The organism is Periweissella fabaria, assembly GCF_918814575.1.
GTDB lineage: Bacteria > Bacillota > Bacilli > Lactobacillales > Lactobacillaceae > Periweissella > Periweissella fabaria.
Map to the genome: position 1 here is coordinate 78,181 of NZ_CAKKNS010000002.1, position 23,377 is coordinate 101,557.

General features: G+C 38.6%; 20 protein-coding genes. 18 read left to right on the forward strand and 2 right to left on the reverse strand.

From position 1 onward, the window contains the following. The first annotated feature begins 33 nt into the window (after positions 1–33). Positions 34–3,381 (forward strand): DNA polymerase III subunit alpha, encoded by a 3,348-nt coding sequence (gene dnaE, locus LQZ75_RS03360; protein WP_230096442.1) that lies wholly within the window; start codon positions 34–36, stop codon positions 3,379–3,381. 102 nt (positions 3,382–3,483) lie between these two features. After that, a complete protein-coding gene (pyk, locus tag LQZ75_RS03365; RefSeq protein ID WP_230096443.1) occupies positions 3,484–4,920 on the forward strand; it encodes a pyruvate kinase in 1,437 nt (478 codons plus the stop codon). Between the two features lie 53 nt (positions 4,921–4,973). Here pyk and LQZ75_RS03370 read toward each other — a convergent pair whose 3' ends face one another. Next, positions 4,974–5,423, reverse strand: a complete 450-nt coding sequence (locus LQZ75_RS03370) for a Fur family transcriptional regulator (RefSeq protein ID WP_230096444.1) — start codon at positions 5,421–5,423, stop codon at positions 4,974–4,976. 121 nt (positions 5,424–5,544) lie between these two features. Between LQZ75_RS03370 and LQZ75_RS03375 the strand changes: the two genes are divergently transcribed. From LQZ75_RS03375 to LQZ75_RS03390, 4 genes are all read left to right on the forward strand, one after another. After that, positions 5,545–6,252, forward strand: a complete 708-nt coding sequence (locus LQZ75_RS03375; protein WP_230096445.1) for a VIT1/CCC1 transporter family protein — start codon at positions 5,545–5,547, stop codon at positions 6,250–6,252. A gap of 9 nt (positions 6,253–6,261) precedes the next feature. Next, positions 6,262–6,936: a VIT1/CCC1 transporter family protein gene (locus LQZ75_RS03380; protein ID WP_230096446.1), complete on the forward strand. Its 675-nt coding sequence runs from the start codon at positions 6,262–6,264 to the stop codon at positions 6,934–6,936. A gap of 230 nt (positions 6,937–7,166) precedes the next feature. Continuing rightward, positions 7,167–8,525, forward strand: a complete 1,359-nt coding sequence (locus LQZ75_RS03385; protein ID WP_230096447.1) for an Nramp family divalent metal transporter — start codon at positions 7,167–7,169, stop codon at positions 8,523–8,525. 27 nt (positions 8,526–8,552) lie between these two features. Beyond that, positions 8,553–9,002: a universal stress protein gene (locus LQZ75_RS03390; RefSeq protein ID WP_230096448.1), complete on the forward strand. Its 450-nt coding sequence runs from the start codon at positions 8,553–8,555 to the stop codon at positions 9,000–9,002. 42 nt (positions 9,003–9,044) lie between these two features. Here the strand turns inward: LQZ75_RS03390 and rnhC are convergent, their stop codons facing one another. Further along, positions 9,045–9,959, reverse strand: coding sequence for a ribonuclease HIII (rnhC, locus tag LQZ75_RS03395; RefSeq protein ID WP_230096449.1), 915 nt, complete (start codon positions 9,957–9,959; stop codon positions 9,045–9,047). A gap of 178 nt (positions 9,960–10,137) precedes the next feature. Here rnhC and LQZ75_RS03400 point away from each other — a divergent pair, with 178 nt between their 5' ends. From LQZ75_RS03400 to recG, 12 genes are all read left to right on the forward strand, one after another. Then, a complete protein-coding gene (locus LQZ75_RS03400; RefSeq protein WP_230096450.1) occupies positions 10,138–10,404 on the forward strand; it encodes a cell division protein ZapA in 267 nt (88 codons plus the stop codon). A gap of 3 nt (positions 10,405–10,407) precedes the next feature. Then, the gene (locus LQZ75_RS03405) at positions 10,408–10,953 is read left to right on the forward strand and encodes a CvpA family protein (RefSeq protein ID WP_230096451.1); all 546 of its coding nucleotides are present in this window, start codon (positions 10,408–10,410) and stop codon (positions 10,951–10,953) included. 20 nt (positions 10,954–10,973) lie between these two features. Then, on the forward strand, positions 10,974–13,349 hold the full coding sequence (locus LQZ75_RS03410; protein ID WP_230096452.1) for an endonuclease MutS2: 2,376 nt from the start codon (positions 10,974–10,976) through the stop codon (positions 13,347–13,349). A 198-nt stretch (positions 13,350–13,547) separates the two neighbouring features. Then, entirely contained in the window at positions 13,548–15,380 is a 1,833-nt protein-coding gene (locus LQZ75_RS03415; RefSeq protein WP_230096453.1) for a DUF2207 domain-containing protein, read from the forward strand. A gap of 65 nt (positions 15,381–15,445) precedes the next feature. After that, positions 15,446–15,889, forward strand: coding sequence for a GatB/YqeY domain-containing protein (locus tag LQZ75_RS03420; RefSeq protein WP_230096454.1), 444 nt, complete (start codon positions 15,446–15,448; stop codon positions 15,887–15,889). A gap of 195 nt (positions 15,890–16,084) precedes the next feature. Then, positions 16,085–16,987 carry a ribosome small subunit-dependent GTPase A gene (gene rsgA / locus LQZ75_RS03425; RefSeq protein WP_230096455.1) on the forward strand — a complete coding sequence of 301 codons (903 nt, stop codon included), beginning with the start codon at positions 16,085–16,087 and terminating at the stop codon, positions 16,985–16,987. 15 nt (positions 16,988–17,002) lie between these two features. Next, a complete protein-coding gene (gene rpe, locus LQZ75_RS03430) occupies positions 17,003–17,659 on the forward strand; it encodes a ribulose-phosphate 3-epimerase (RefSeq protein ID WP_230096456.1) in 657 nt (218 codons plus the stop codon). 177 nt (positions 17,660–17,836) lie between these two features. Next, on the forward strand, positions 17,837–18,499 hold the full coding sequence (locus tag LQZ75_RS03435) for a thiamine diphosphokinase (RefSeq protein ID WP_230096457.1): 663 nt from the start codon (positions 17,837–17,839) through the stop codon (positions 18,497–18,499). Between the two features lie 204 nt (positions 18,500–18,703). Beyond that, positions 18,704–18,904 carry a 50S ribosomal protein L28 gene (gene rpmB / locus LQZ75_RS03440; RefSeq protein WP_168722469.1) on the forward strand — a complete coding sequence of 67 codons (201 nt, stop codon included), beginning with the start codon at positions 18,704–18,706 and terminating at the stop codon, positions 18,902–18,904. A gap of 204 nt (positions 18,905–19,108) precedes the next feature. Further along, entirely contained in the window at positions 19,109–19,471 is a 363-nt protein-coding gene (locus LQZ75_RS03445) for an Asp23/Gls24 family envelope stress response protein (protein ID WP_230096458.1), read from the forward strand. Between the two features lie 30 nt (positions 19,472–19,501). After that, positions 19,502–21,187 carry a DAK2 domain-containing protein gene (locus LQZ75_RS03450; protein ID WP_230096459.1) on the forward strand — a complete coding sequence of 562 codons (1,686 nt, stop codon included), beginning with the start codon at positions 19,502–19,504 and terminating at the stop codon, positions 21,185–21,187. A 127-nt stretch (positions 21,188–21,314) separates the two neighbouring features. Beyond that, complete coding sequence (recG, locus tag LQZ75_RS03455; protein WP_230096460.1) at positions 21,315–23,369, forward strand: ATP-dependent DNA helicase RecG; 2,055 nt, start codon at positions 21,315–21,317, stop codon at positions 23,367–23,369. Positions 23,370–23,377: the final 8 nt, after the last annotated feature.

Here is a 23,377-nt window from a genome sequence, read left to right on the forward strand (position 1 = left end):
CGATGGCTTATATAAATGAAAAGGGGGACTGTAATGAGTTATTTTCCAATCCAAGCATTAAGTGCATATAGTCTATTAAAAAGTCCAACAACCCCTAAAGGTTTAGTAACTAAAGCCAAAGCGCTTGGTTATCAAAATATCGCTTTAACAGATATCGATGTTATGTATGGTGTCGTTGATTTTTATAATGCCGCTATTGAAGCAGAAATGAAACCAATCTTAGGTTTAACGTTAAAAATTAATGGGCTTGTTAACCAAAGCACAATTGGAGCAATCGTGCTAATCGCTAAAAATAGCCAAGGTTATCAAAATTTAATGAAAATATCATCCTATAAGATGACTTTAACAAATCCTAACGAAGCTAATTTTGGTGCGATTAAGGATTTTTTAGCCGATTTAATTGTGATTAGTCCAGTAGGTGGTGAAGTTGATCAACTTATTCAACAAGGGCAGTTAGCATTGGCCCAACAAGCTACTACCGAGTTACAACATTTATTTGATGCGAATGCACTTTATCTAGGGATTAATTTGCAACAGTCGAGGGAACAACGTACGAAATTACAAAATTTTAGTACGCAGGTAGACATCCCATTGGTTGTTGACGAACCGGTCCATTATTTGGAGCCTAATGATTATTTTGCAAGTAAAGTTTTACAAGCAATTGATGCCAACGTGGTTTTAACTAATTTAGGACAGGTGCGGAGTGAAGTTGGTAGTGCTTATTTAAAACCATTAGCAAAAATTCAGATGGCTTATATGGAAGCTGGTCTAGCAACTGCTTTTGAAAATAATGAAAATTTAGCTGCGACAATTAATGTTGAATTAAAGTTTAAACAACCACAATTACCAACGTTTCCGTTACCTGTTGGGACTGATACACGAGTGTATTTAGCCCAAATTAGTCAGGCTGGGTTAGCTAAACGCGGACTAAATACGCAAGCATATCAAGAACGGCTTGACCACGAATTAACGGTAATTAATCAATTAGGCTTCAACGATTATTTTTTAATCGTATGGGATGTCATGGAATGGGCCCATCAGCAAAATATTCAAACGGGTCCTGGGCGGGGATCAGCTGCTGGTTCTTTAGTTGCCTATGCGTTGACGATTACAGATGTCGATCCATTAAAATATGATTTATTATTTGAACGTTTTTTAAATCCAGATCGAGCGCAAATGCCTGATATAGATCTTGATTTACCTGATAATCGACGGGAAGAAGTATTGAATTATGTCCATGATAAATATGGTCATACCCACGTGGCACAAATTATTACGTTTGGAACTTTGGCAGCTAAACAAGTTATTCGTGATACAGGCCGTGTTTTTGGGTATACCCAGCCGCAATTAGGGCAATTAGCCAAAGCATTACCTAATGTCCCCCATTTTACATTGGCAAGTGCAATCGAAAATTCACGAACTTTTCAAAACATAATTAATGATTTACCCAATGGGAACTTATTATTAAATGTCGCGCAACAATTAGAAGGATTACCACGTAATTATAGTACGCATGCTGCAGGAGTGGTTATCTCACAAGAACCTCTAACCGACATTGTACCGGTACAAACGGGACCTGATGAGCGGTTAATGACGCAATTACCCAAAAATCCGGTTGAATCACTAGGATTGTTGAAAATGGATTTTTTGGGGTTACGTAATTTAACTCTATTAGCAACAACATTAAGTTTGATTCATGAATCAGAACCAACGTTTACGTTAGACACAATTGCATACGATGATCAAGCAACTTTGAAGATATTTCAGCAAGCGAAAACGAACGGTATTTTTCAATTTGAATCAGAAGGTATTAAAAAAGTCCTCCGACAATTACAGCCAGATTCATTTGAAATGATTGCTGCCGTTAATGCATTATTCCGCCCCGGACCAATGGAAAATATTTCGCAATTTGTGGCGCGTAAACATGGTCAAGAACCGGTAGCTTATCCAGATCCAGTGTTGCAGCCAATTTTAGCACCAACTTTTGGGATTATTGTTTACCAGGAACAAGTTATGCGTGTAGCTTCAGCGTTAGCCGGTTTTACGTTGGCCCAAGCCGATATGTTACGCCGGGCAATCAGTAAGAAAGATGCTAATAAAATTAGTGTTTTACGGCAGCAATTTATTAATGGCGCAACCGCATTAGGACATGCAGAAACAGTCGCAGTAACGGTATATGACTATATTGAAGCCTTTGCCAATTACGGCTTTAATCGCTCACATGCGATTGCATATTCCAAAATGGCCTATCAATTAGCATTTTTAAAAGTGCATTTTCCACGTGAATTTTTTATTGCGCTAATTAATGCCAATGCTGGTAATGACGCTAAAGTTGGGGTCTATATTCAAGAGTTACGTCAAGCTGGAATTGCCGTTGTTGGTCCAGATATTAACCGGAGCATGCGTGAATTTGCGAAAGCCGATGGGGCGGTTCGCTTTGGGTTGACCGCTATTAAAGGGTTACGGAGTGATTTTATTAATGAATTGCTCCAAGAACGTGATGCTCATGGCCGTTTTGATAGTTTGGCTAATCTTATTAGCCGCTTGAGTGATAAATGGCGTAATGAGACGTTATTTACGGCGTTAATAAAAGCCGGTGCTTGTGATAACCTAGGGTACAATCGCAAAGAGCTACTCCAAGCTTTAAATGGTATTCTCGAAGCAGTTGGCTTGTCAGGTAGTTCAATGTCATTGTTTGCTACGATGGCGCCTAAAATCGCAAAATTACCAGATTTTACATTGGCAGAAAAACTAGCGATGGAAATTGAAATGTTAGGGGTTTATATTTCCGCGCATCCGGTTGAACAATATCGTAAGTTGGCCCAACAAATTGATTTAACAACGATTAATCAATTACAGGTGGATGATAAGGTTAATCTAGTGATTTTAATCACAAAGGTCCATGTGATTCGAACAAAAACCGGTCAGGAAATGGCATTTGTGACGGCGACAGATCAAACTGGTGAAATTAGTATTACAATTTTTCCACGGCTATATAACCAACTTAAAATGCAAATTAGTGCGGGTAAAGTTTTTGTTTTACAAGGAAAAGTTGAACAAGGCCGCGAGTTGCAAATCATTGCAGATTATTTACAATTAGCTAGTGATATTAAAGTTAAAAATAATGATAACATAAGCGAAAAACCGCAAGGTAAATGGTTTTTAAAGCTAACAAAAGAAAAAAATCAAACTGAGACTGAAAATAAATTACGGCAGATTTTACAAGCAAATGTAGGGCCTAATCCAGTGATTTTAGTATATGAAATTGATAATCGGAAAATTTTAATGTCAAAAGAGTGGTGGTTGAAAAAAAATACCACTTTAATGGAATCGCTTACATCCTTATTAGGTCAAGGAAATGTATTTTTTAGGGATAATTAACTAGGATTTTTTGCCTAAGAAGGTTCATATTTAACAAAAAAATGTGTTATCATACACAAGGAATGAAAATTTAAAGTTATATCTAAGGAGATATGTTACGTCATGAAAAAGACCAAGATTGTTGCAACACTTGGACCTGCAAGTTCTGATGTCGACACTATTGTTAGCTTGATTGAAAACGGTGCAAATGTTTTCCGTTTCAACTTCTCACACGGTGACCACGAAGAACACCTCGGCCGTATGAACGCTGTTCGTGAAGCTGAAAAGATCACAGGAAAGACTGTTGGTTTCTTACTTGATACTAAGGGTGCGGAAATCCGTACTACAAAGCAAGGTACTGAAACTGGTAAGATCGAATTTAACGCCGGCGACCAATTGCGTATTGGTATGGATGCTACTGCTGAAAAGCTTGGTAGCAAAGAAAAGATTTTTGTTACTTACGAAAACCTTTTTGACGACGTTCAAATCGGTGGACACGTTCTTTTCGATGATGGTCGTATCGACATGCAAATCGACTCAAAGGACGATGCAACTCGCGAATTAGTTGTAACTGTTCAAAACCCAGGTCTTCTTGGTTCACGTAAGGGTGTTAATGCACCTGGTGTTTCAATTAACTTACCTGGTATTACTGAAAAAGATGCTGATGACATTCGTTTTGGTCTTGACCAAGGAATTAGCTTCATTGCGGCTTCATTTGTTCGTAAACCTGAAGACGTGCTCGAAATTCGTGCATTGTTGAAGGAAAAGAACAAGGAAGACGTTCAAATCTTCCCTAAAATCGAATCACAAGAAGGTATCGATAACTGGGCTGAAATCGAAAAAGTTTCAGATGGTTTGATGATTGCTCGTGGGGACATGGGTATCGAAATTCCACCTGAAAATGTTCCTTTGGTTCAAAAGGACTTAATCCGTTCAATGAACGCTGCTGGTAAGGCAGTTATTACTTCAACTGATATGTTGGACTCAATGCAAGAAAAGCCACGTCCAACACGTGCCGAAGCTTCTGACGTTGCCAATGCCGTATTTGATGGTACTGATGCAACTATGCTTTCAGGTGAATCAGCTAACGGTAACTACCCTAAGGAAGCTGTTGCTATGATGTCAAACATCAACATGAAGGCCGAATCATCATTGGCTCAAAATGGTCGTATGGTTGACAACTTGTTTGATGCTACTGACGTTACTGAATCAGTTGCTGCTGCTGTTGCATCTGCTGCAAAGAACTTGAACATCAAGACAATCGTTGCTGCTACTGCTTCAGGTTACACTGCAAAGATGATTTCTAAGCACCGTCCAAATGCTGATATCTTGGCAATTACTTTCAGCGAACGTGTACAACGTGCCTTGACTATGTCATGGGGTGTTGATCCAGTGATCACTGAAGAACCTGCTAACACAGATGAAATGATTGCTTTAGCTAAGAAGGTTGCGGTTGAACGCGGTCTTGCTAAGAAGGGTGATAACATCATCGTTACTGCTGGTATTCCAGTTGCTACTACTGGTACTACTAACATCATGACTATCCAAACGATTGATTAATTAAAATAAATTGATGATTGCTTCATAGCAACCATCAAAAAAGCCGATTACGATTAGTAATCGGCTTTTTTATTAAGTTTAATTTGACAATTTGGACATACACCAAAGACCTCAACGGCAGCATGGTTAATTTGGTAATTAGTGTTTGTTTGAGCGTGTTTTAACAGTGGTTCAAAGCTGAAGTCAAATACATCTTCAATTCGGCCACATTCGCTACATATGACGTGATAATGGGGATGTGCAAAATAATCAAAATGCTGTTTGTCGTCATTGCCCGGTAAATTTACGACAAGATGATGTGTAATAAATAAGTCTAAAGTATTGTAAACTGTGGCAAGACTTAAATTTGCATCCGATGATTTTAAGGCGTTGAAAATCATTTCAGCAGTCGGGTGATTTTGTTCGGTTATTAAATAGTTTAAAATTTGTGAACGTTGACTTGTAATCCGGAGTCCTTTTTGACGGAGAAAATCAATTGCGTTTTCAAGTTCGTGATTTGCCAAAAGATGACCTTCTTTCGTTTAAATATTACTTGTACTTTTATACAAAAGTGTTATTATTTAATTAGAATAATTCTAAATAAGTAATTATCCTATATCAATTATAGCTCAAGAAGGTGGGAAAATGAACGTAAAAGAAAATAGCCTTAAGCCGGTTAAGAAAATTAGTTTAGCACAAAAAATTAACGTTTTACGTGCCAGTGTCATGGGTGCGAATGATGGTATTCTATCTGTTGCGGCTATTGTTATTGGTGTAGCAGGTGCCCGCACAAGTAGTTTTGCAATTTTAGTTTCGGGTTTAGCGGGGATGTTAGCCGGTACAGTTTCAATGGCCATGGGTGAATATGTATCAGTTAATTCGCAAAAAGATGCACAAAGAGCGGCCACTAGTAAACAAGCCACCGCTTTAGAGCAAGATTATGCCAGTGAATATCAGTTTGTTGAGCAAAAATATATTGCACAAGGTATTTCACCAAAATTAGCACAAAAGGCAACTCAAGAAATGATGAGTGGAGATGCATTAGCCACTGTTGTTCGTGAACGGTATGGTTTTGAAATTGATGAATTTACGAATCCGTATGCGGCGGCTGTGGCGTCAATGATTTCTTTCCCACTTGGCTCGATTCTACCACTGGTGGCCATTACCTTACTACCAAAATCAATTAATATTGTTGGGACGTTTATCGCGGTTGCTTTAGCACTTTTAATTACAGGGTATTTAGCTGCAAAGTTAGGTAATGCTGATCCTAAGCGCGGTATGTTACGGAATTTTGTCAGTGGTGTAATAACCATGTTAGTAACCTTTTTAATGGGTTACCTTGTAAGATTATAGGGGGAAATCATGGCTAAGAAACAAAATATGGATGAACGCTTAAATGCTATTCGTGCCGGTGTGTTAGGATCAAATGATGGTATTTTAACAGTTGTTGGGGTGTTATTTAGTGTTGCGGCAGCAACGCCTAATCGGTTTACAATTTTGTTGGCGGGGTTCGCTGATTTAGTTGCTTGTGCTTTTTCAATGGCTGGTGGAGAATACGCCTCTGTTAGCTCACAAAGTGATACCGAAAAAGCCGCCGTAGCACTAGAAGAACAGAATTTAAAGCATGATTATCAAAGTCAAATTGAAAGTGTCAGTCAACACTATGTTGATCGCGGGGTCACTCAAGCGACCGCAACGGCGATTGCAGAGGAGTTATTGACTAAGGCCCCATTAGCCACCGTTGTGAATGTTAAATATAATATTGATTTAGGACATTATATGAATCCGATTGAGGCCGCGGTTGCATCGCTTGTTTCAGCAGCACTTGCAGGATTATTACCTTTAATTGCGATGCTTTTTTTACCAGAGAGCTTACGTTTTTTTGGCACAATTGCGGTGACGGCTTTAACTGCCGGAGTAATTGGTTATTTAAGTGCTAAAATTGGTCAAGGATTAGTTAAACGAGCCATTATTAGAAATATTATTATCAGCCTTATTACAATTGCAATTCACTACGGGATTGGGTTACTTTTTTAAAAGATCTGCATGATTTCTGTTTCGTTTTGGTAATATATTTTACAACAACTAGCATTATTCGGTATAATTGTTGTTGTCGTAGAAACTTACGATGCAGAATATCTGAAAGAGATCGTAGTCTGTCTGCAATTGGAGTTATGCAACGAATGTCCTAAGAGTGCATTAGATTGCAAAGTAATTTGCTTTGTCCGACACGTACTAGGGATTTCCTTTCAAAGAAGGAGGAGTTCATGACGAAAGAAGAAACACAAAACAAGTTCGCATTGGATAGTGACGCAGCTAGTTTGGAGGAAGTCAACGGAAGTGTTGAAGTACCAAAAAATGCTGGTTTTTGGCGCACACTATTTGCTTTTAGTGGTCCAGGTGCGTTAGTTGCCGTTGGATATATGGATCCAGGTAACTGGATTACCTCAATTGTTGGGGGGGCACAGTACCGTTATCTACTCCTATCCGTTGTTATTATTTCCGGAATTATTGCCATGATTATGCAATATATGGCGGCTAAATTAGGAATTGTTACACGTATGGATTTAGCGCAAGCAATTCGGCATAAGACTAACAAACCAATTGGCTTTGTTTTATGGATTATGACGGAACTCGCAATTATGGCGACTGATATTGCCGAAGTTATCGGGGGGGCAATTGCCCTTAATTTATTATTTGGCTTACCATTAGTTGTTGGGGTTATGTTAACCGTTTTAGATGTTTTCTTATTACTATTATTAACAAAATTAGGTTTCCGTAAGATTGAAACGATTGTTATTACTTTGATTTTATCAATTCTTGGTATTTTTCTGTATTTAGTAATCCTTTCAAAGCCAAGTCTTTCAGGGATTGCGGGTGGTATTTTACCACGTGCTGAAATTTTCCACCATGATCAATTATTATTAGCATTAGGTATTATCGGTGCCACAGTTATGCCCCACAATCTCTATCTACACTCATCAATTGCTCAAACGCGGGCCATTAATCATGACGACCCAGCTGAAGTACGTAATGCGTTACGCTTTACGACATGGGATTCTAATATTCAATTAATTGGTGCGACGTTTATCAACGCTTTATTACTTATTTTAGGAGCTGCTTTGTTCTTCGGTCACGGTGATCAATTGCAAGCGTTTGGGGATTTGTATCGCGCATTGAGTGATAATAATATTGCCAAAGGGATTGCTTCACCAGTTCTTTCAACCTTGTTTGCGGTTGCTTTATTGGCATCCGGACAAAATGCAACTATTACGGGAACTTTAACTGGGCAAATTATCATGGAAGGTTTCATTCACTTGAAGATTCCAATGTTGGCTCGGCGGTTAATTACCCGTTTGATTGCTGTTGTTCCAGTAATTGTAGCTGCCGTTATTTGGGGTGGTACAGAAGGAGCAATGGATAAGTTATTGGTTTACTCACAAGTATTCTTATCAATTGCATTGCCATTTACAATGATTCCATTGATTTGGTTTACAGGATCAAAGAAAATGATGGGGGAATATGTTAACCCATTGTGGATTTCGATTGTGGCATGGGCTTCAGCAATCTTATTAACAGTATTGAATGTGCAATTAGTTATTAACATTATTCAACAATTGGCATAACTCTTTTAGGAAAGAAGGTCATGATAAATGGGCGAAACTTTTTCATTAGCAAAGCATAAAAATATTTTAGTAGGGGTTGATGATTCAGCGGATGCGCAACTTGCATTTTTAAATGCGGTCAGTCATGCGGTAGACGATGATTCATTGTTACATATTGTAACAGTCCTTGAAACAGATTCATTGAATGTATTTGAAGCTTTAGACAAAGAAAAGCTAAAAGAGAAGCGAGTAAAAATTGAACAACGATTGCACGACTATAAGCAACAAGCCTTAGAAGCAGGAGTCAAAGAAGTTCACGTTGTGTTTGCAGAAGGTGAACCAGGTGAAACGATTGTTAAGGATGTAATTCCTGATGTCCAACCAGATTTAGTTGTGGTTGGCGCGTCTGCGGCTAAAAAAGGCCTTGGAAAATATATGGGAAGTCAAGCTGGATATGTGGCAAAATATGCGCCAGTATCAGTCTTGGTAGTTCGTTAATAAAATAAAAGAGCTAATCATTAATTGATTAGCTCTTTTATTTTATTTTTTTGCAATGGCATGCGCTTTTTGCGTATTTGCAAAATGTAATTTTGCAAATTGGCCTAAATCCAGACCTTCTTGGATAAGAGTAGCGGCAATCTTGTCAACGTTTTTACCAGCCCCAACTGGTAGCTGGCAGTTAGCTTGTTTACTAAGTTCTTGCATTGCCTTAAGTTCAACGTAGCGGGCAATGATGGAGGCGGCCGCAACGGCCACATGCAGTTGTTCCGCTTTTGTAGCAAAATAGACGTGATCTTTGACGACATAATCTAGTTTGCTTAAATAGCGCCAATAAGTCGCTGCCGGGGTAAATTGATCAATTAAAATGGCGTCGGGGGTTTTAGGGGTGATCTTACTTAATACAGCTCCTAAGGCCCGATTATGACCATGGGCTTTGATTTCATTAGCGTTGAGAGTTTGATTATATTGATTGTATGCGGGGGGCATAATATTAACGATATGATACGTAAGAATACCAATTAAACGCTCGGCTAAGGTGATGATATTAGCATCAGTTAAAGTTTTGGAATCGGCAATTCCCCACTGCTTTAATGTTGGAATTTGTTCTTTGGCGACATAAACCGCCACAACGGTTAACGGTCCAAAATATGAACCGGTCCCAACTTCATCTGAGCCAATAACGCTTAAATTACTAAGATTTGAGGGCAATACAGGGGTGGGCTTAGAACTTGTACCTGCTTTTTTAATGGTTGGTGAGGCGGTTGCTTGCCATTTTTGAGCTTCGCTAGTTTCGTTTTGTCCTTGAAACATAATTTTACCAGATTTATATCCAGTTACCATAACTCCTGAGCCTTTATGGCGAAAAATGGCCCCTGCCGGGATTGTGGTATTTGTCGGATAATGTTTAGCAAAAGTCAAGACTTCTGCAGGTGGCGTTTTAATAATAATCGACATCGAATGGACTCGCTTTCTGGTAGTTTGGTATAAGGTCAATTATACACAACAAAACAAGTTAAAATTGACCTTTATCTCGATTATGTTTGGTTCAAAGGCGTTTTTTTTTGTATAATTGAATTCAGGTGTGTGGTAAAGATGATAATTTACTACCAAGATAATAAAGGACGGTTTGAAGATGGCAGATGAAAAACGTAGATATCGGGCTCGCTTAGGTGATCGCGATTTTACGATTGTCGGTAATAGTAGCGTTGAGCATATGGCCGCAGTTACAAAAAAATTAAATAATGAACTCGACCAAATTCAAAAACTGGCCCCAAAATTATCACGACAAGACCAGGCGTTGTTATTGGCCTTTAATTCGATTTCTGATCAATTAAAAATCCAAGAAACATTGGAAGAGTTAACTGCGCCAGATGATGTGAACCTGATTGATGGAGAATAATTAATGATATTAGGAATTATATTTGGATTGGCTTTAGTATTGGCATTTATGCAAGGATATCGGTATGGTTTAGTCAATACAATTGCCCGAGTAATTGGGTACTTTATTTTAGGAGTTGTAGCACTGTTATTTGCGCATCCTTTAGGAATAATAATTAATAATTTTTTAGGTGATGCGCTTGTGGCATTTCGTCCAGGAGCACCTAACCAATTAGTTAACCAAGGAACACAATTCTTAGGGGCTGGTTTAGGGTTTACAGTAATTTATTTAATTGGTGGTTTTTTTGTTCACTCAATTTTAAAAAGTTTACATTTTATAAAAAAAATCCCAATTGTTAGTACAGTTAATGCCTTGTTAGGTGGGATATTAAATTTAGTTTTAACGTATATTATCTGTTTCTTTACGTTACAACTATTATCAGTGATGAACATTGCATGGGTGCAACAGCAATTTGTAGCTGCCCCATTTTTGAATAGAATTTTAGATCAAACGCCGATTTTATCTAATACCATCTACCAATGGTGGTTAAATGGAAATTTTCGCCTTTGATTAATTGAAAGGGTTAAATTGTGAATAAACGAGTATTAGAAACATTAGAATATGAAAAGGTTAAGGCGCAGTTAGCAAATTACTTGACGTCTGAGGCTGGCCAAACTGAATTAACAAACTTACAACCAACCAATAATCCCGATTTAATGCGGAAGTGGTTGGCAGACACGCATGATGCGGTTTTGATTTATCGTGTCGCTGGGGGGATTATTTTACCCAAATTAATGAATATTACACCCCACATGAAGCGTTTAGAAATGGACGCTAGTTTGAGTGGGACGGAATTAGCCCAAGTTAGTCGCGTATTACAAGCATCAGGTAGTATGGTGCATTTCTTTGATGAATTACGGGATGATAAAAATTTAGAACTATTACGCTTGTACGATTTGGCAGCTAAAATTATTACCTTACCCGATGTAACTCGTCGCCTAAATACTGCTATTGAACTAGATGGTCGCATTACGGATGAGGCATCGTTTGAATTGAAGCAAATTCGGCAAAAAATTACGACAACCGAACAAGCAATTCGCCAAAAGATGCAGGAATATACGCGCGGAAAATCAGCAGATTATTTAACCGATGCTTTAATTACAATGCGTAATGAACGCTATGTTTTACCGGTAAAGGCTGAGTACCGTAATAAATTTGGTGGTGTTGTGCACGATCAATCGCAAACAGGCCAAACTTTGTATATTGAACCGCAAGCGGTTGTTGATATGAATAATCACCTACGTCAAGCTCAAGTTGCTGAATTACATGAAGAACACCGAATCTTACTCGAATTGTCAGAGTTAATTCGACCAATGGCAAGTGATATTTTGAATAATGCGGTTATTTTAGGCCATTTTGATTTTGTGAACGCTAAAGCGATGCACGCATATGCGATGAAAGCTACGGAACCACTGGTTAGTGATGATAACCATATAAACTTACGGCAAGCCCGTCACCCGTTAATTGATCAAAATAAAGTTGTTGCTAATGATATTGTTATTGGTGAGGATTACCAAGCGATTATTATTACCGGACCAAATACCGGTGGTAAGACCATTACAATTAAAACGTTAGCGACATTACAAGCAATGGCCCAATCAGGTCTTTATATCACAGCTGATGAATTTTCAACTGTTGGTATTTTTGATGAAATCTATGCTGATATTGGGGATGAACAATCAATTGAACAATCATTATCAACATTTAGTTCACACATGGTCAATATCATTGATATTTTAAAACATGCTGATGACAAATCGTTAGTAATTGTCGATGAACTAGGAGCGGGGACTGATCCGCAAGAAGGGGCTTCGTTAGCGATTGCCATTTTAGATGCACTTGGTGAAAAAGGCAGTTATGTGGTTGCAACGACCCACTATCCTGAATTAAAAGCGTACGGCTTTAATCGCGCACAAACGATTAACGCCTCAATGGAATTTGACGTGGAATCATTAAAGCCAACATATCGCTTTATGTTGGGGGTACCAGGTCGTTCAAATGCGTTAGAAATTTCAAAACGCCTAGGTCTTGATCAAAGTATCATTGATGAAGCACGCTCATTAACAAGTCAAGATTCACAAGACTTAAACGAAATGATTGCCGATTTAGTCGCTAAACGCCAAGAAGTTATTGCCAAAGTGGCCGAACTTGATGAGCAATTAGCCCAAGCTAATGAACGGGCCGCAACGTTGGAAACGCAACAAGATAAGTTTGAACGGGCCAAAGATCGTGAATTAATTGATGCCAAAAAGGAAGCCAACCATATTGTGGCGGACACTAAGAAACGGGCTGATAAAATTATTAGCGATTTACGTAAAATGCAACTTAATGCCGGACAAAATGTTAAAGAAAATGAGTTGATTGCGCAAAAAGGTGCGATTAATTCATTGCACCAAGACGTTGATCTTAAGAAAAACAAAGTGTTGGCGCGTGAAAAACGGAAACATGAATTTAAAGAAGGCGATGATGTCTTAGTTAAATCATATGGCCAACAAGGGGTCTTATTGAAAAAACATGGAGCAGATGCTTGGCAAGTCCAAATGGGAATTTTGAAGATGGTGGTTGAAACCGAAGATCTTGAAAAGCAAAACTTACCCAAAGAAGCTAAGTCTAAAGCAGCACCTAAACAACGGGCAACAGTTAAAGGTGGCGTGCGACAACGAATTAGTGCGTCACTTGATTTACGCGGTAAACGCTATGATGCTGCAATGGGTGAAGTTGATCGTTATATCGATAGTGCGGTTTTAAGTAATCTTGGAACAATTGAAATCATCCACGGTAAAGGGACCGGCGCCCTCCGTAAAGGGGTCCAAGAATTACTACGTTCTCACCCACGGGTTAAGTCATTTAATTATGCTAACGCCAATGCTGGTGGTGATGGAGCGACAATTGTCACGTTGAAATAGTTGTAATTAATAGCTTTTGAACTAACAATATTTTTATGTCATATATAAGAGCAGCTTGGAATGTATTATTTTCTAGGCTGCTTTTATTATTTATTGAAGTTAGTGATGTACCAATTTAATCAGCGAATATAAGGATAATTTGTGACGAATACCGGAAAATTAGGTATGATAATGATAGGAAAGAATGAGGAGTGGGTTATGAAAAAAAGATACTTAATATTATTGAGCATGATTTTAAGCATATTTGTGTTTCATATGAAACCAGTTCATGCAGATGATAATTATGAAATTACACACTTTAATGAACAAATTAATGTCCAAACTGATGGGAGTGCGGAACTAAATTATCAGTTGACTTATAAATTTGACGATGCCATGCATGGTTTTTTAATTAAGCAAGGCTTGGAAAAGGGCCTACAAGTTAATGGCCCGGTTACAGCTAAAGTTAATAATCAAGCAATCGACAAGTATGTTGGTGGTAATCAAGGATTAGAAATTGTTAATGCCGATGCTTCACAAACTTATAAAATCCACTACCCAATTAAAGCTGGGCAAACTTATCAACTTGATGTTCAATATCGTTTAGCCAATTTTGCTAAACGTTATCGTGATATTGGTGAATTAAATAATTTTGTGATTGGTGAAAATTGGGATGTTGATTTAAATAATGTCGCAATTACGGTCAATTTACCACAAGCACAACAGCATTTATTTGGTACATATACACATACCAATAGTGATGCTAAATTTATTGGTAATGCGGCTAAAGGTGTATACAAGTTAACAAGTCCGGCTATAAAAGCTGGTCAATCAGTTGAATTGCATAGTTATTTTGATCAACAAACACTTGCGCAAGCGCCACAGATTAGCCAAACGCAACTACCAAAGTTTAAAGCAGTTGAAGCAGCAATTGCAAACAAGTCCGCTGCTGCACGTAAAACGACTAATATTATTCAATGGATAGCTAGTATTTTAGTGATTCTTGGGCTTGTTTGTGCTATCTATGCCCGTCAATATTGGGTTAAGCACCGTAATAAAGCACTTGGGAATTATGTTACATTGCATAATTATGAATTGCCCAGCCAATTACCACCGGCAATTGTTGCTAGTCAACTTTATGCTTTCAAATTTGATGTTAATGAAGCTTTTAATGCAACGATGATGGATTTGACTGCCCGCCATTATTTACAAGTTAGTCAAAAAGAAGCAACGGGTTTATTCGGTCATGCACGTAAAATCAGTGATGCTTTAGAATTTACCCTCATTAAGGTTGATGATCAATTATTACCGTTTGAATTATTAGTTTTACAAATTTTATTTGGTGATGATTATCGTAGTAATGAAAGTAGCACAATTGCTGTCAAAGATTTCAAACGGCCGCATAGCGCAGTTGTAAAACGGTATAGTAAATATTTTAATAAATTAACTAATACCATGTATAGTGATGGCAAGGCTTATCAACTTATTGATAAGCGTGCAGATTCATTCTATCGTAATATGAAAGGTTTTGGAGCAACTTTAGCAACAATTGGTGCGATCACTTACTTGGGAGTAATCCTATTAAGTGTTGCTATGCAGGTTAATAGCCAAACGATTGCGCTTTTAGCAATTTATAGTATTGTCGCAATCGGATTAATTATCTACGCTTGTCGGCGTTCGATGATTTACAAAATTGACGATTGGCGAACTGCTCAAGATTGGTTTGATTTTGGATCAATGTTGAAAAATGTTGGTGAATTTGATATTAAACAAGTCCCAGATGTTACTTTATGGGACCGTTATATGGGGTATGCTGTTATTCTAGGTGCTGGGACCGAAGTTATGCACGCCCTTGCGAAATATGTCCCAAGTGAGAACGTCACAAATAACGATAACCTGATACCGATGTATATTGCTTTTAACGCGATGAATACCAATAATGCGTATGTTGGCTCTACGCTTGCAAGTAGTGGTTCAAGTAGTAATGGTGGTTTAGGTGGAGGTATGTCATCTGGTGGCGGTGGTGCAAGTAGTGGTGGTGGCGCTTTCTAGATGCTTGCTAATCATAATATTTTAGTCTAAACTGAGAGTAATAATTAAAAAATAGAGGTGGCATAATGAGCGTGTTAGCACAATTAACAGAAGACATGAAAACAGCAATGAAGGCAAAGGATAAAGAAACTTTATCAACTGTTCGGATGCTTAAATCAGCAATTCAAAATGAACAAATTAATGCTGGTCATGATTTAGATGATGAAGAAGAATTGACAATCATCGCACGTGAAATGAAGCAACGCCGGGATTCAATGGCGGAATTTAAAGCCGCTGGTCGTGAAGACTTAGTTGCCCAACTTGAAGCTGAAATTGCGGTTGTTGCTAAGTACATGCCTGCACAAATGTCAGAAGCTGAAATTAAGCAAGTTGTTGCTGATACAATTGCAGAAGTTGGTGCAACATCAAAAGCTGATTTTGGTAAAGTAATGGGTGCTTTGATGCCTAAAGTTAAAGGTAAAGCTGACGGAAAAATCGTTAACGAAACAGTTAAAGCACTCCTTGGCTAATTGCTGAGTAGTTGATTATACAGGCCGGTATATCGGTAACTATAAAAGGCTGGAAGAAAAATTCTTCCAGCCTTTTTACGTTTGTATGAACACGATTAAGTATGTTGATTTTATGGGGATTGCTAGAAATTTAGGGCTATTTAAAGTACAATAAAGGATGTATTAATAATCAAACACCTTAAAGGGGGCAAGTATTTGGCAACAGGACAGATTCGACAATTATTAGCGGGATATTACGATGTCGCAACTAGTGACGGGACGATTTATCGGACGCGAGCACGTGGAAATTTTCGAAAGCGTGGTATTACACCATTAGTTGGTGATTTTGTTGATTTCCAAAGTGATAATCAAGAAGAAGGCTATATTCTTGAAGTGCATTCACGTAAGAATAGTCTCGTTCGGCCACCAGTTGCCAACATTGATCGTGCGATTGTTGTAACGGCTGCTGCTGAACCTGATTTTTCAGATAATTTACTTGATCGCCAATTAGTTGCGGTTGAAGAAATGAATATTGAACCAGTTATTTACTTCACAAAGACTGATTTATTATCTGATGAACAATTGGCGCATTTACGCACAGTTGCTGATGGTTATCGTAAGATTGGGTATCAGACTTTGGTACCAGATGATGCGTTTGCACCAACAGCATTAGCCGAATTAAGTGCTGAATTTACTAATCATTTATCCGTCTTTATGGGGCAAACTGGGGCCGGTAAGAGTACTTTATTAAACCATATTTTACCGGATTTGAATTTAGCAACGGGTGAAATTTCACAAGCCCTTAGTCGTGGGCGCCACACAACACGGATGGTGGGATTGCATGAAATTAACGGTGGGTTAGTTGCAGATACGCCTGGATTTTCATCATATGAAGTCTTTAAAATGCCTGCTAATGAACTAAGTCACTTCTTTCCAGAATTTTTAGAAGCTAGTGCAAGTTGTCGCTTCCGAGGCTGTGTGCACATTAACGAACCTGGTTGTGCCGTTAAAGATGGCCTTGAACAGGGTGAATTTATGCAATCACGTTACGATAACTATCGGGCCTTTTATGATTTGATTGTTAACCAAAAACCAGATTATCGCAAAAATAAAAAATAAATAGGAGTCTTTCTTATGTCAATCAAAGTAGCACCTTCAATTCTCTCTGCCGATTACGTCAACTTACAACGGGATGTTGAACTCGTTGAAAAAGCTGGTGCTGAATACGTGCACATCGATGTGATGGATGGTATGTTTGTGCCTTCAATCTCTTACGGTGCCGCATGGGTTAAAGCATTAAAGCCCGTTACTAACATGGTTTTGGATGTTCACTTGATGGTGGTAAACCCAGAACGTTACATCAATGAATTTGCAGATGCGGGTTCAGATATTATTGGTGTACACTACGAAGCGACACCACACATTCACCGTGCTTTACAAATGATTAAAGCCAAAGGGGTTAAAGCTGAAGTTGTTATTAATCCAGGGACAGCGGTTGAATTGATCAAACCAGTTCTTCACATGGTTGATCAAGTGTTGATTATGACAGTTAATCCTGGTTTTGGTGGTCAAAAGTTCTTGCCAGAATCAATTGATAAGATTAAGCAATTGGCAGCTATTAAAGCTGAAATGGGTCTTGATTTTGATATTGAAATCGATGGTGGTGTTAATGGTGATACGGTTAAAGCCGCTTATGATGCTGGTGCTACGGTTGCTGTGGCCGGTTCATATGTTTATGATAAAGTGGATCCAGCAGCTAAGATTGCAGCAATGAAAGACTTAACAAAATAAGTTAAGCTAAAAGATAAGACTCTGTGACATAGTGCTGTGTTTCAGAGTCTCACTTTTTTGAAATTTACGCTAGAATGGCTGGGAAATTGATTTTCCTGGCCATTTTGTGAATAGTTTGGAATTAATTTTATCGGTTCTGCATGATTTTGCTAGTGTAGGATGGGGAGGAATAGCGATATGCAACGATTAAATATTTTGGTTGGCGGACCAATTGATTTGTGGCCGCAGGAGCTAGTAGAAGGTAACATTCCAGGTGAATGGCTAGGGGTTGATCGCGGGGCACTACGCTTAATGGAACATGGCATTAAGCCGTTAGTTGCAATTGGGGATTTTGACTCAATTAGTGGCGATGAAAAAGCACTAGTGGCCAAGCAACTAGCCGACATTCGTGTTGCACGACCAGAAAAAGATGATACAGATACCCAATTGGCATTAACAATTGCTATGGATGAATTTGATGCCACTGAAATTTTTGTCTATGGGGCAACTGGTGGCCGCATTGATCATTTTTTGGCTAATGTTTGGACAGTAACTGAACCGCGCTTTGCAACGATTGTTGAGCGAGTTCGGATGGTCGATAATGGTAATACACTAAGATTTTACTTACCAGGTGAACATGCAATAATCAAAGAAGCAGGTAAAAAATATTTAGCTTTTATGAATTTGACGCCGGTCGAAAATTTAACTTTGATTGATGAACTATACCCATTGACGAATTGGAGTTCAGTTGCGCCTAAAGCATGGACGTCTAATGAATTTACGAGCGATGTTAATCACTTTAAATTTGATAGTGGGATTATGTTAGTAATGCAATGCCAAGATGTTCAAAAAATTTTTTAATAAATAATATTTTAAATTAATGGTGCTTAAATATCGGCATGACGCGGATACAATCGGATTGTTGTACTAAAAATAGCTGTAAAGTTATTTTACTTTACACTTTTTTATTGCAATGTGCCGCTAGGTCTGATAATATTATCCAGTAATGAAATTTAATAAATTAGATTTCTAAAATCGATAGAATAGACAAGGAGGGTTATACTCATGGCAGTTGATGCAATTACTGGTAAGCGTACTCGCTTCGGTAACAAACGTTCACACGCCCTTAACTCAAGCACACGTAGTTGGAAGCCAAACTTACAAAAGGTTACTGTTCGTATTAACGGAGCAGCTCCTAAGAAGGTTTACCTTTCAGCACGTACTTTGAAGGCTGGTTTGAAGAACGGTTCAATCGAACGTGTTTAATAATGTTTTAGCAATTGGCCACCATCTTGGTGGCTTTTTTGTTGCAAAAAAGTTGCAATCGATGTATATTTTCTAAACGTGCGTTAGTCGATTTTTCAAGAATGTGGTAAAATTTAGTAGATATACAATAAAAGAAAAATTAGATGCTAAGCGGTTAATATCAAGAAATTAATATTAGCACGAGCTAACTGAGGAGGAATTCAGATGGCGGTAAAAATTAAGTCACAACACGGTACAATTGATATCAACAATGATGTAATTGCAACAGTTGTTGGAGGTTCTGCAACCGAACAATACGGTGTTGTTGGGATGGCTTCAAAAAAAGCCTTGCGTGATGGGTTTAACCAAATCTTGAAGCGTGCTGATTATACACGCGGCGTGGTCGTTCGCCAAGAAACAAATGGCATCTCAGTTGATGTTTATATTGTTGTTGGTTATGGTACCAAAATCTCAGAAGTTTCAAAGAGTGTTCAAGCAAAAGTTAAATATAATTTGAATGCAATGCTTGGGATTGCCGCAAATGAAGTTAATGTAATTGTACAAGGAGTGCGAGTATTAGCTGATTAATATTCGTTTACCCTCTAGGAGGATAAGAGTTTGGAAGTTGTAACAAAGATTACGAATATCGAGTTCGGGTCAATGGTTAATGCTGCCGCACAAAAATTGACCGAGAATGCCGAAAAAATTAATAAATTAAACGTGTTCCCTGTGCCAGACGGTGATACTGGAACTAACATGTCACTTTCAATGAATAGTGGTGCACAGTACGAACGTGACGCCGTTGATACAACGGTTGGTGCTTTAGCGCAAGCGACAGCTAAAGGATTGTTGATGGGTGCCCGTGGTAACTCTGGGGTTATTTTGTCACAAATTTTCCGGGGATTTGCTAAATCTGTTGATGGTAAAGCAACGTTGACTGCTCGTGATTTGGCAGATGCCTTGATGTCAGGAGCCGAAACTGCATATAAAGCCGTTATGAAGCCAACAGAAGGAACTATTTTGACCGTTATTCGTGAAGCTGCCAGTGCAGCTAATCAAGCGGCTAAGCATTCAGATGATGCTGTTTTAGTGATGAGTCAAACTGTTGAAGCCTCAGAAAAGGCATTAGCTTCAACACCTGATTTACTACCAGTGCTCAAAGAAGTTGGGGTTGTTGATTCAGGTGGTCAAGGTTTAGCATTTGTGCTTCAAGCGTTTTACGAAGCATTATCAGGTGAAATTGCAGCAAGTGATATTCAAATACCTGATAACGCTGAATTAGAAGAAATGGTCAAAGGCTTACACGCTGGGGCCCAAGCACAACTCGATCCAGCCGATATTGAATATGGTTACTGTACCGAAGTGATGGTGCAAATTGGTAAGGGAACAACGTTTGATCATACTTTTGATTATGATGAATTCTATGCATATTTAGCTGGATTAGGTGATTCATTATTAGTCATCAATGATGATGAAATTGTGAAGATTCACGTGCATACTGAAGATCCAGGTGCTGTTATTTCATGGGGTACACACTATGGTTCATTAGTGAAAGTTAAAGTTGATAACATGCGTGACCAACAACAAGCAGTTATTGATGCACAACATACTGAAGATGCCAAAGAAGCACAAGCAGCAAAGGAAGCGCCTGAAACTGCTATTTTAGCGGTCTCAGCCGGAGAAGGATTATCTGAGCTTTACTTAGCATCAGGGGCAACGGGCATTATTGATGGTGGTCAAACCAATAATCCTTCAACCGCTGATATTCTAGCTGCTGTTGAAGCAAGTGGTGCTAAGCAAGTAATTATTTTGCCAAATAATGGTAATATTTTCATGGCAGCTGAACAAGCAGTTGAAGTTGCTGAAATACCAGTTCAAGTGGTACACACTAAAACATTACAACAAGGTTTGACGGCATTGTTTGCATATAATCCAATGAATGATTTGGATACTAATGTTGCGGCAATGGAAGAGAACAAGTTGACGGTTACTTCTGGTCAAGTAACGACAGCAGTTCGTGAAACAACAATTGATGGTCTTGAAATCCATGAAGGTGATTTCATTGGTATCATTGATGGTAAGTTACAAATCGCGGCAGCTGATTTACAAGCAGCAAGCATCCAAATGGTGCAAAAAATGCTCGATGAAGATTCAGAAATTATTACAATTTTATACGGTGCCGATGCAACCGAAGCTGATGCAGAAACATTCGCCGCAGCAATTGCAGAAATTGATGAAGATCTTGAAGTAGAAATTCATCAAGGTGGTCAACCTGTTTACCCATTCTTGGTAGCAGTTGAATAAGGATATATTTAAGATCTTTGCTATCGTTTCGATAGTAAAGATCTTTTTAGTATGCGACATGAAGTTCGTGCCGCAAACGCATGTTCGTTTGGTATAATGAATATACTAATAGACCGGAGGAAAATTGATGAGTGAGTCAGCAAAAATAGCCCCATCCCTTGAAGATAATATTACTGTTTTAAGTGGAGTCGGTGAAAAACGGGCCCAAGCATTAAACGCCTTGGGAATCTTTACCATTGCCGATTTATTGGAATATTTTCCTTTTCGTTACGATGATTTAGCTGCTAAAGTTCCAACAGCAACCCAAGATGGTGAAAAAGTAACTTTTAAAGGGATTGTTTCATCTGAGCCGGTTATGGTTCGGATGGGGTATAAAAAATCCCGGTTAACTTTTAATATTTTAATTGGTTATGAAAATGTAAAAGTTAGTTTTTTTAATCAACCATGGTTAAAAGAAAAAATTAAACTTGAAAGTGAGATTGCCGTCTATGGTACATACGATGCGATTCATCAAAGTTTAGCTGCCATGAAAGTCATTCAACAAGAAGCTGATAGTTTGGCTGGGATTTATCCAGCCTCAAAAGCGGTGCAAGCTAAGACCATTCATAGCTTAATTGAACAAGCGTACGGAAAATATCACCAATTAATTGATGACTTAGTACCGCAACCATTACGGCAAAAATATCGGTTACTTAATCGGCAAACGATGATTCGTGATATGCATTTTCCAGCTGATATGCCGGCTGCCCATGCTGCTCGTCGGACAGCTGCTTTTGAAGAATTTTTCTTATTTCAGATGAATTTGCAACTAGTTAAAATGGCGGATACTAAGAATCATGGGCGAAGTATTGAATTTGATAATCAATTAATTCAAGCATTTATTAAGACACTCCCATTTGAATTAACAGCTGCCCAAAAAAAGGTCGTTAATGAGATTGCGTTTGATATGAAAAGGCCAATTCACATGAATCGCTTACTTCAAGGGGATGTTGGTTCAGGGAAAACCGTTGTTGCGGCTATTGAAGCATATGCTGCTGCGACAGCAGGTATGCAAACTGCAATTATGGCCCCGACTGAAATATTAGCGCAGCAACATGCTAAGAGTTTTGGTAAGTTTTTTGCGACAATTCCAGACATCCGGGTTGAATTATTGACTGGTGCGACCAAAGCTGCCGCTCGTCGGCAAGTGTTAGCCGATTTAGTTAGTGGTGAAATTGATATGATTATTGGAACGCATGCGTTAATTCAGGATGGAATTGAGTTTCATAATCTTGGTTTAGCAATTATTGATGAACAACATCGCTTTGGTGTTAAACAACGGGCCGTGCTACGTGAAAAAGGGATGAATCCCGACATTCTAGCGATGACGGCCACCCCAATCCCCCGGACATTGGCGATTACCGCTTACGGTGAGATGGATGTTTCAATTATTGACCAGTTACCAGCTGGTCGAAAACCAATTGAAACTCGGTGGTTAAAGACGGATGCGTATGACCAAGCAATCGCTTTTATGCGTCAGGAAATTAAAGCCGGTGCTCAAGCTTATATTGTCACACCGTTGATTGAAGAATCGGAAGCTCTTGATGTTCAAAATGCTACCGCTATTTATGAAGAATTAGCTGATTTTTTAGCGCCTAACATCAAAGTGGGCTTATTGCATGGGCGAATGAAAAATGATGAAAAAGATGCTGTGATGCAAAAATTTAAGGCTAATGAATTTCAAGTCTTAGTCGCCACGACCGTGATTGAAGTGGGGGTTGATGTACCAAATGCAACGGTAATGTTGATTTTGGATGCCGATCGCTTTGGCCTTGCGCAACTACACCAATTACGTGGCCGCGTAGGTCGGGGTGATAAACAATCATATACGTTACTACTAGCAGATCCTAAAACCCAATATGGTAAGGATCGAATGGATATTATGACCAAAACAACGAATGGTTTTGTCTTAGCGCAAAAAGATTTAGAGTTACGTGGTCAAGGGGATATTTTAGGTCAAAAGCAATCAGGAATGCCTGATTTTAAAGTTGGCGATCCGGTCGCTGATTTAAAGATGTTAGAAATTGCCCAACAAGAAGCAATTACAATTATTACCCAACCTAACTGGGACAGTGTTCAAACGAACGCAGCTTTGGTACAATATTTATCAAACAGAATGGCACGCTATCGTAACTTAGATTAGTGCTGGTT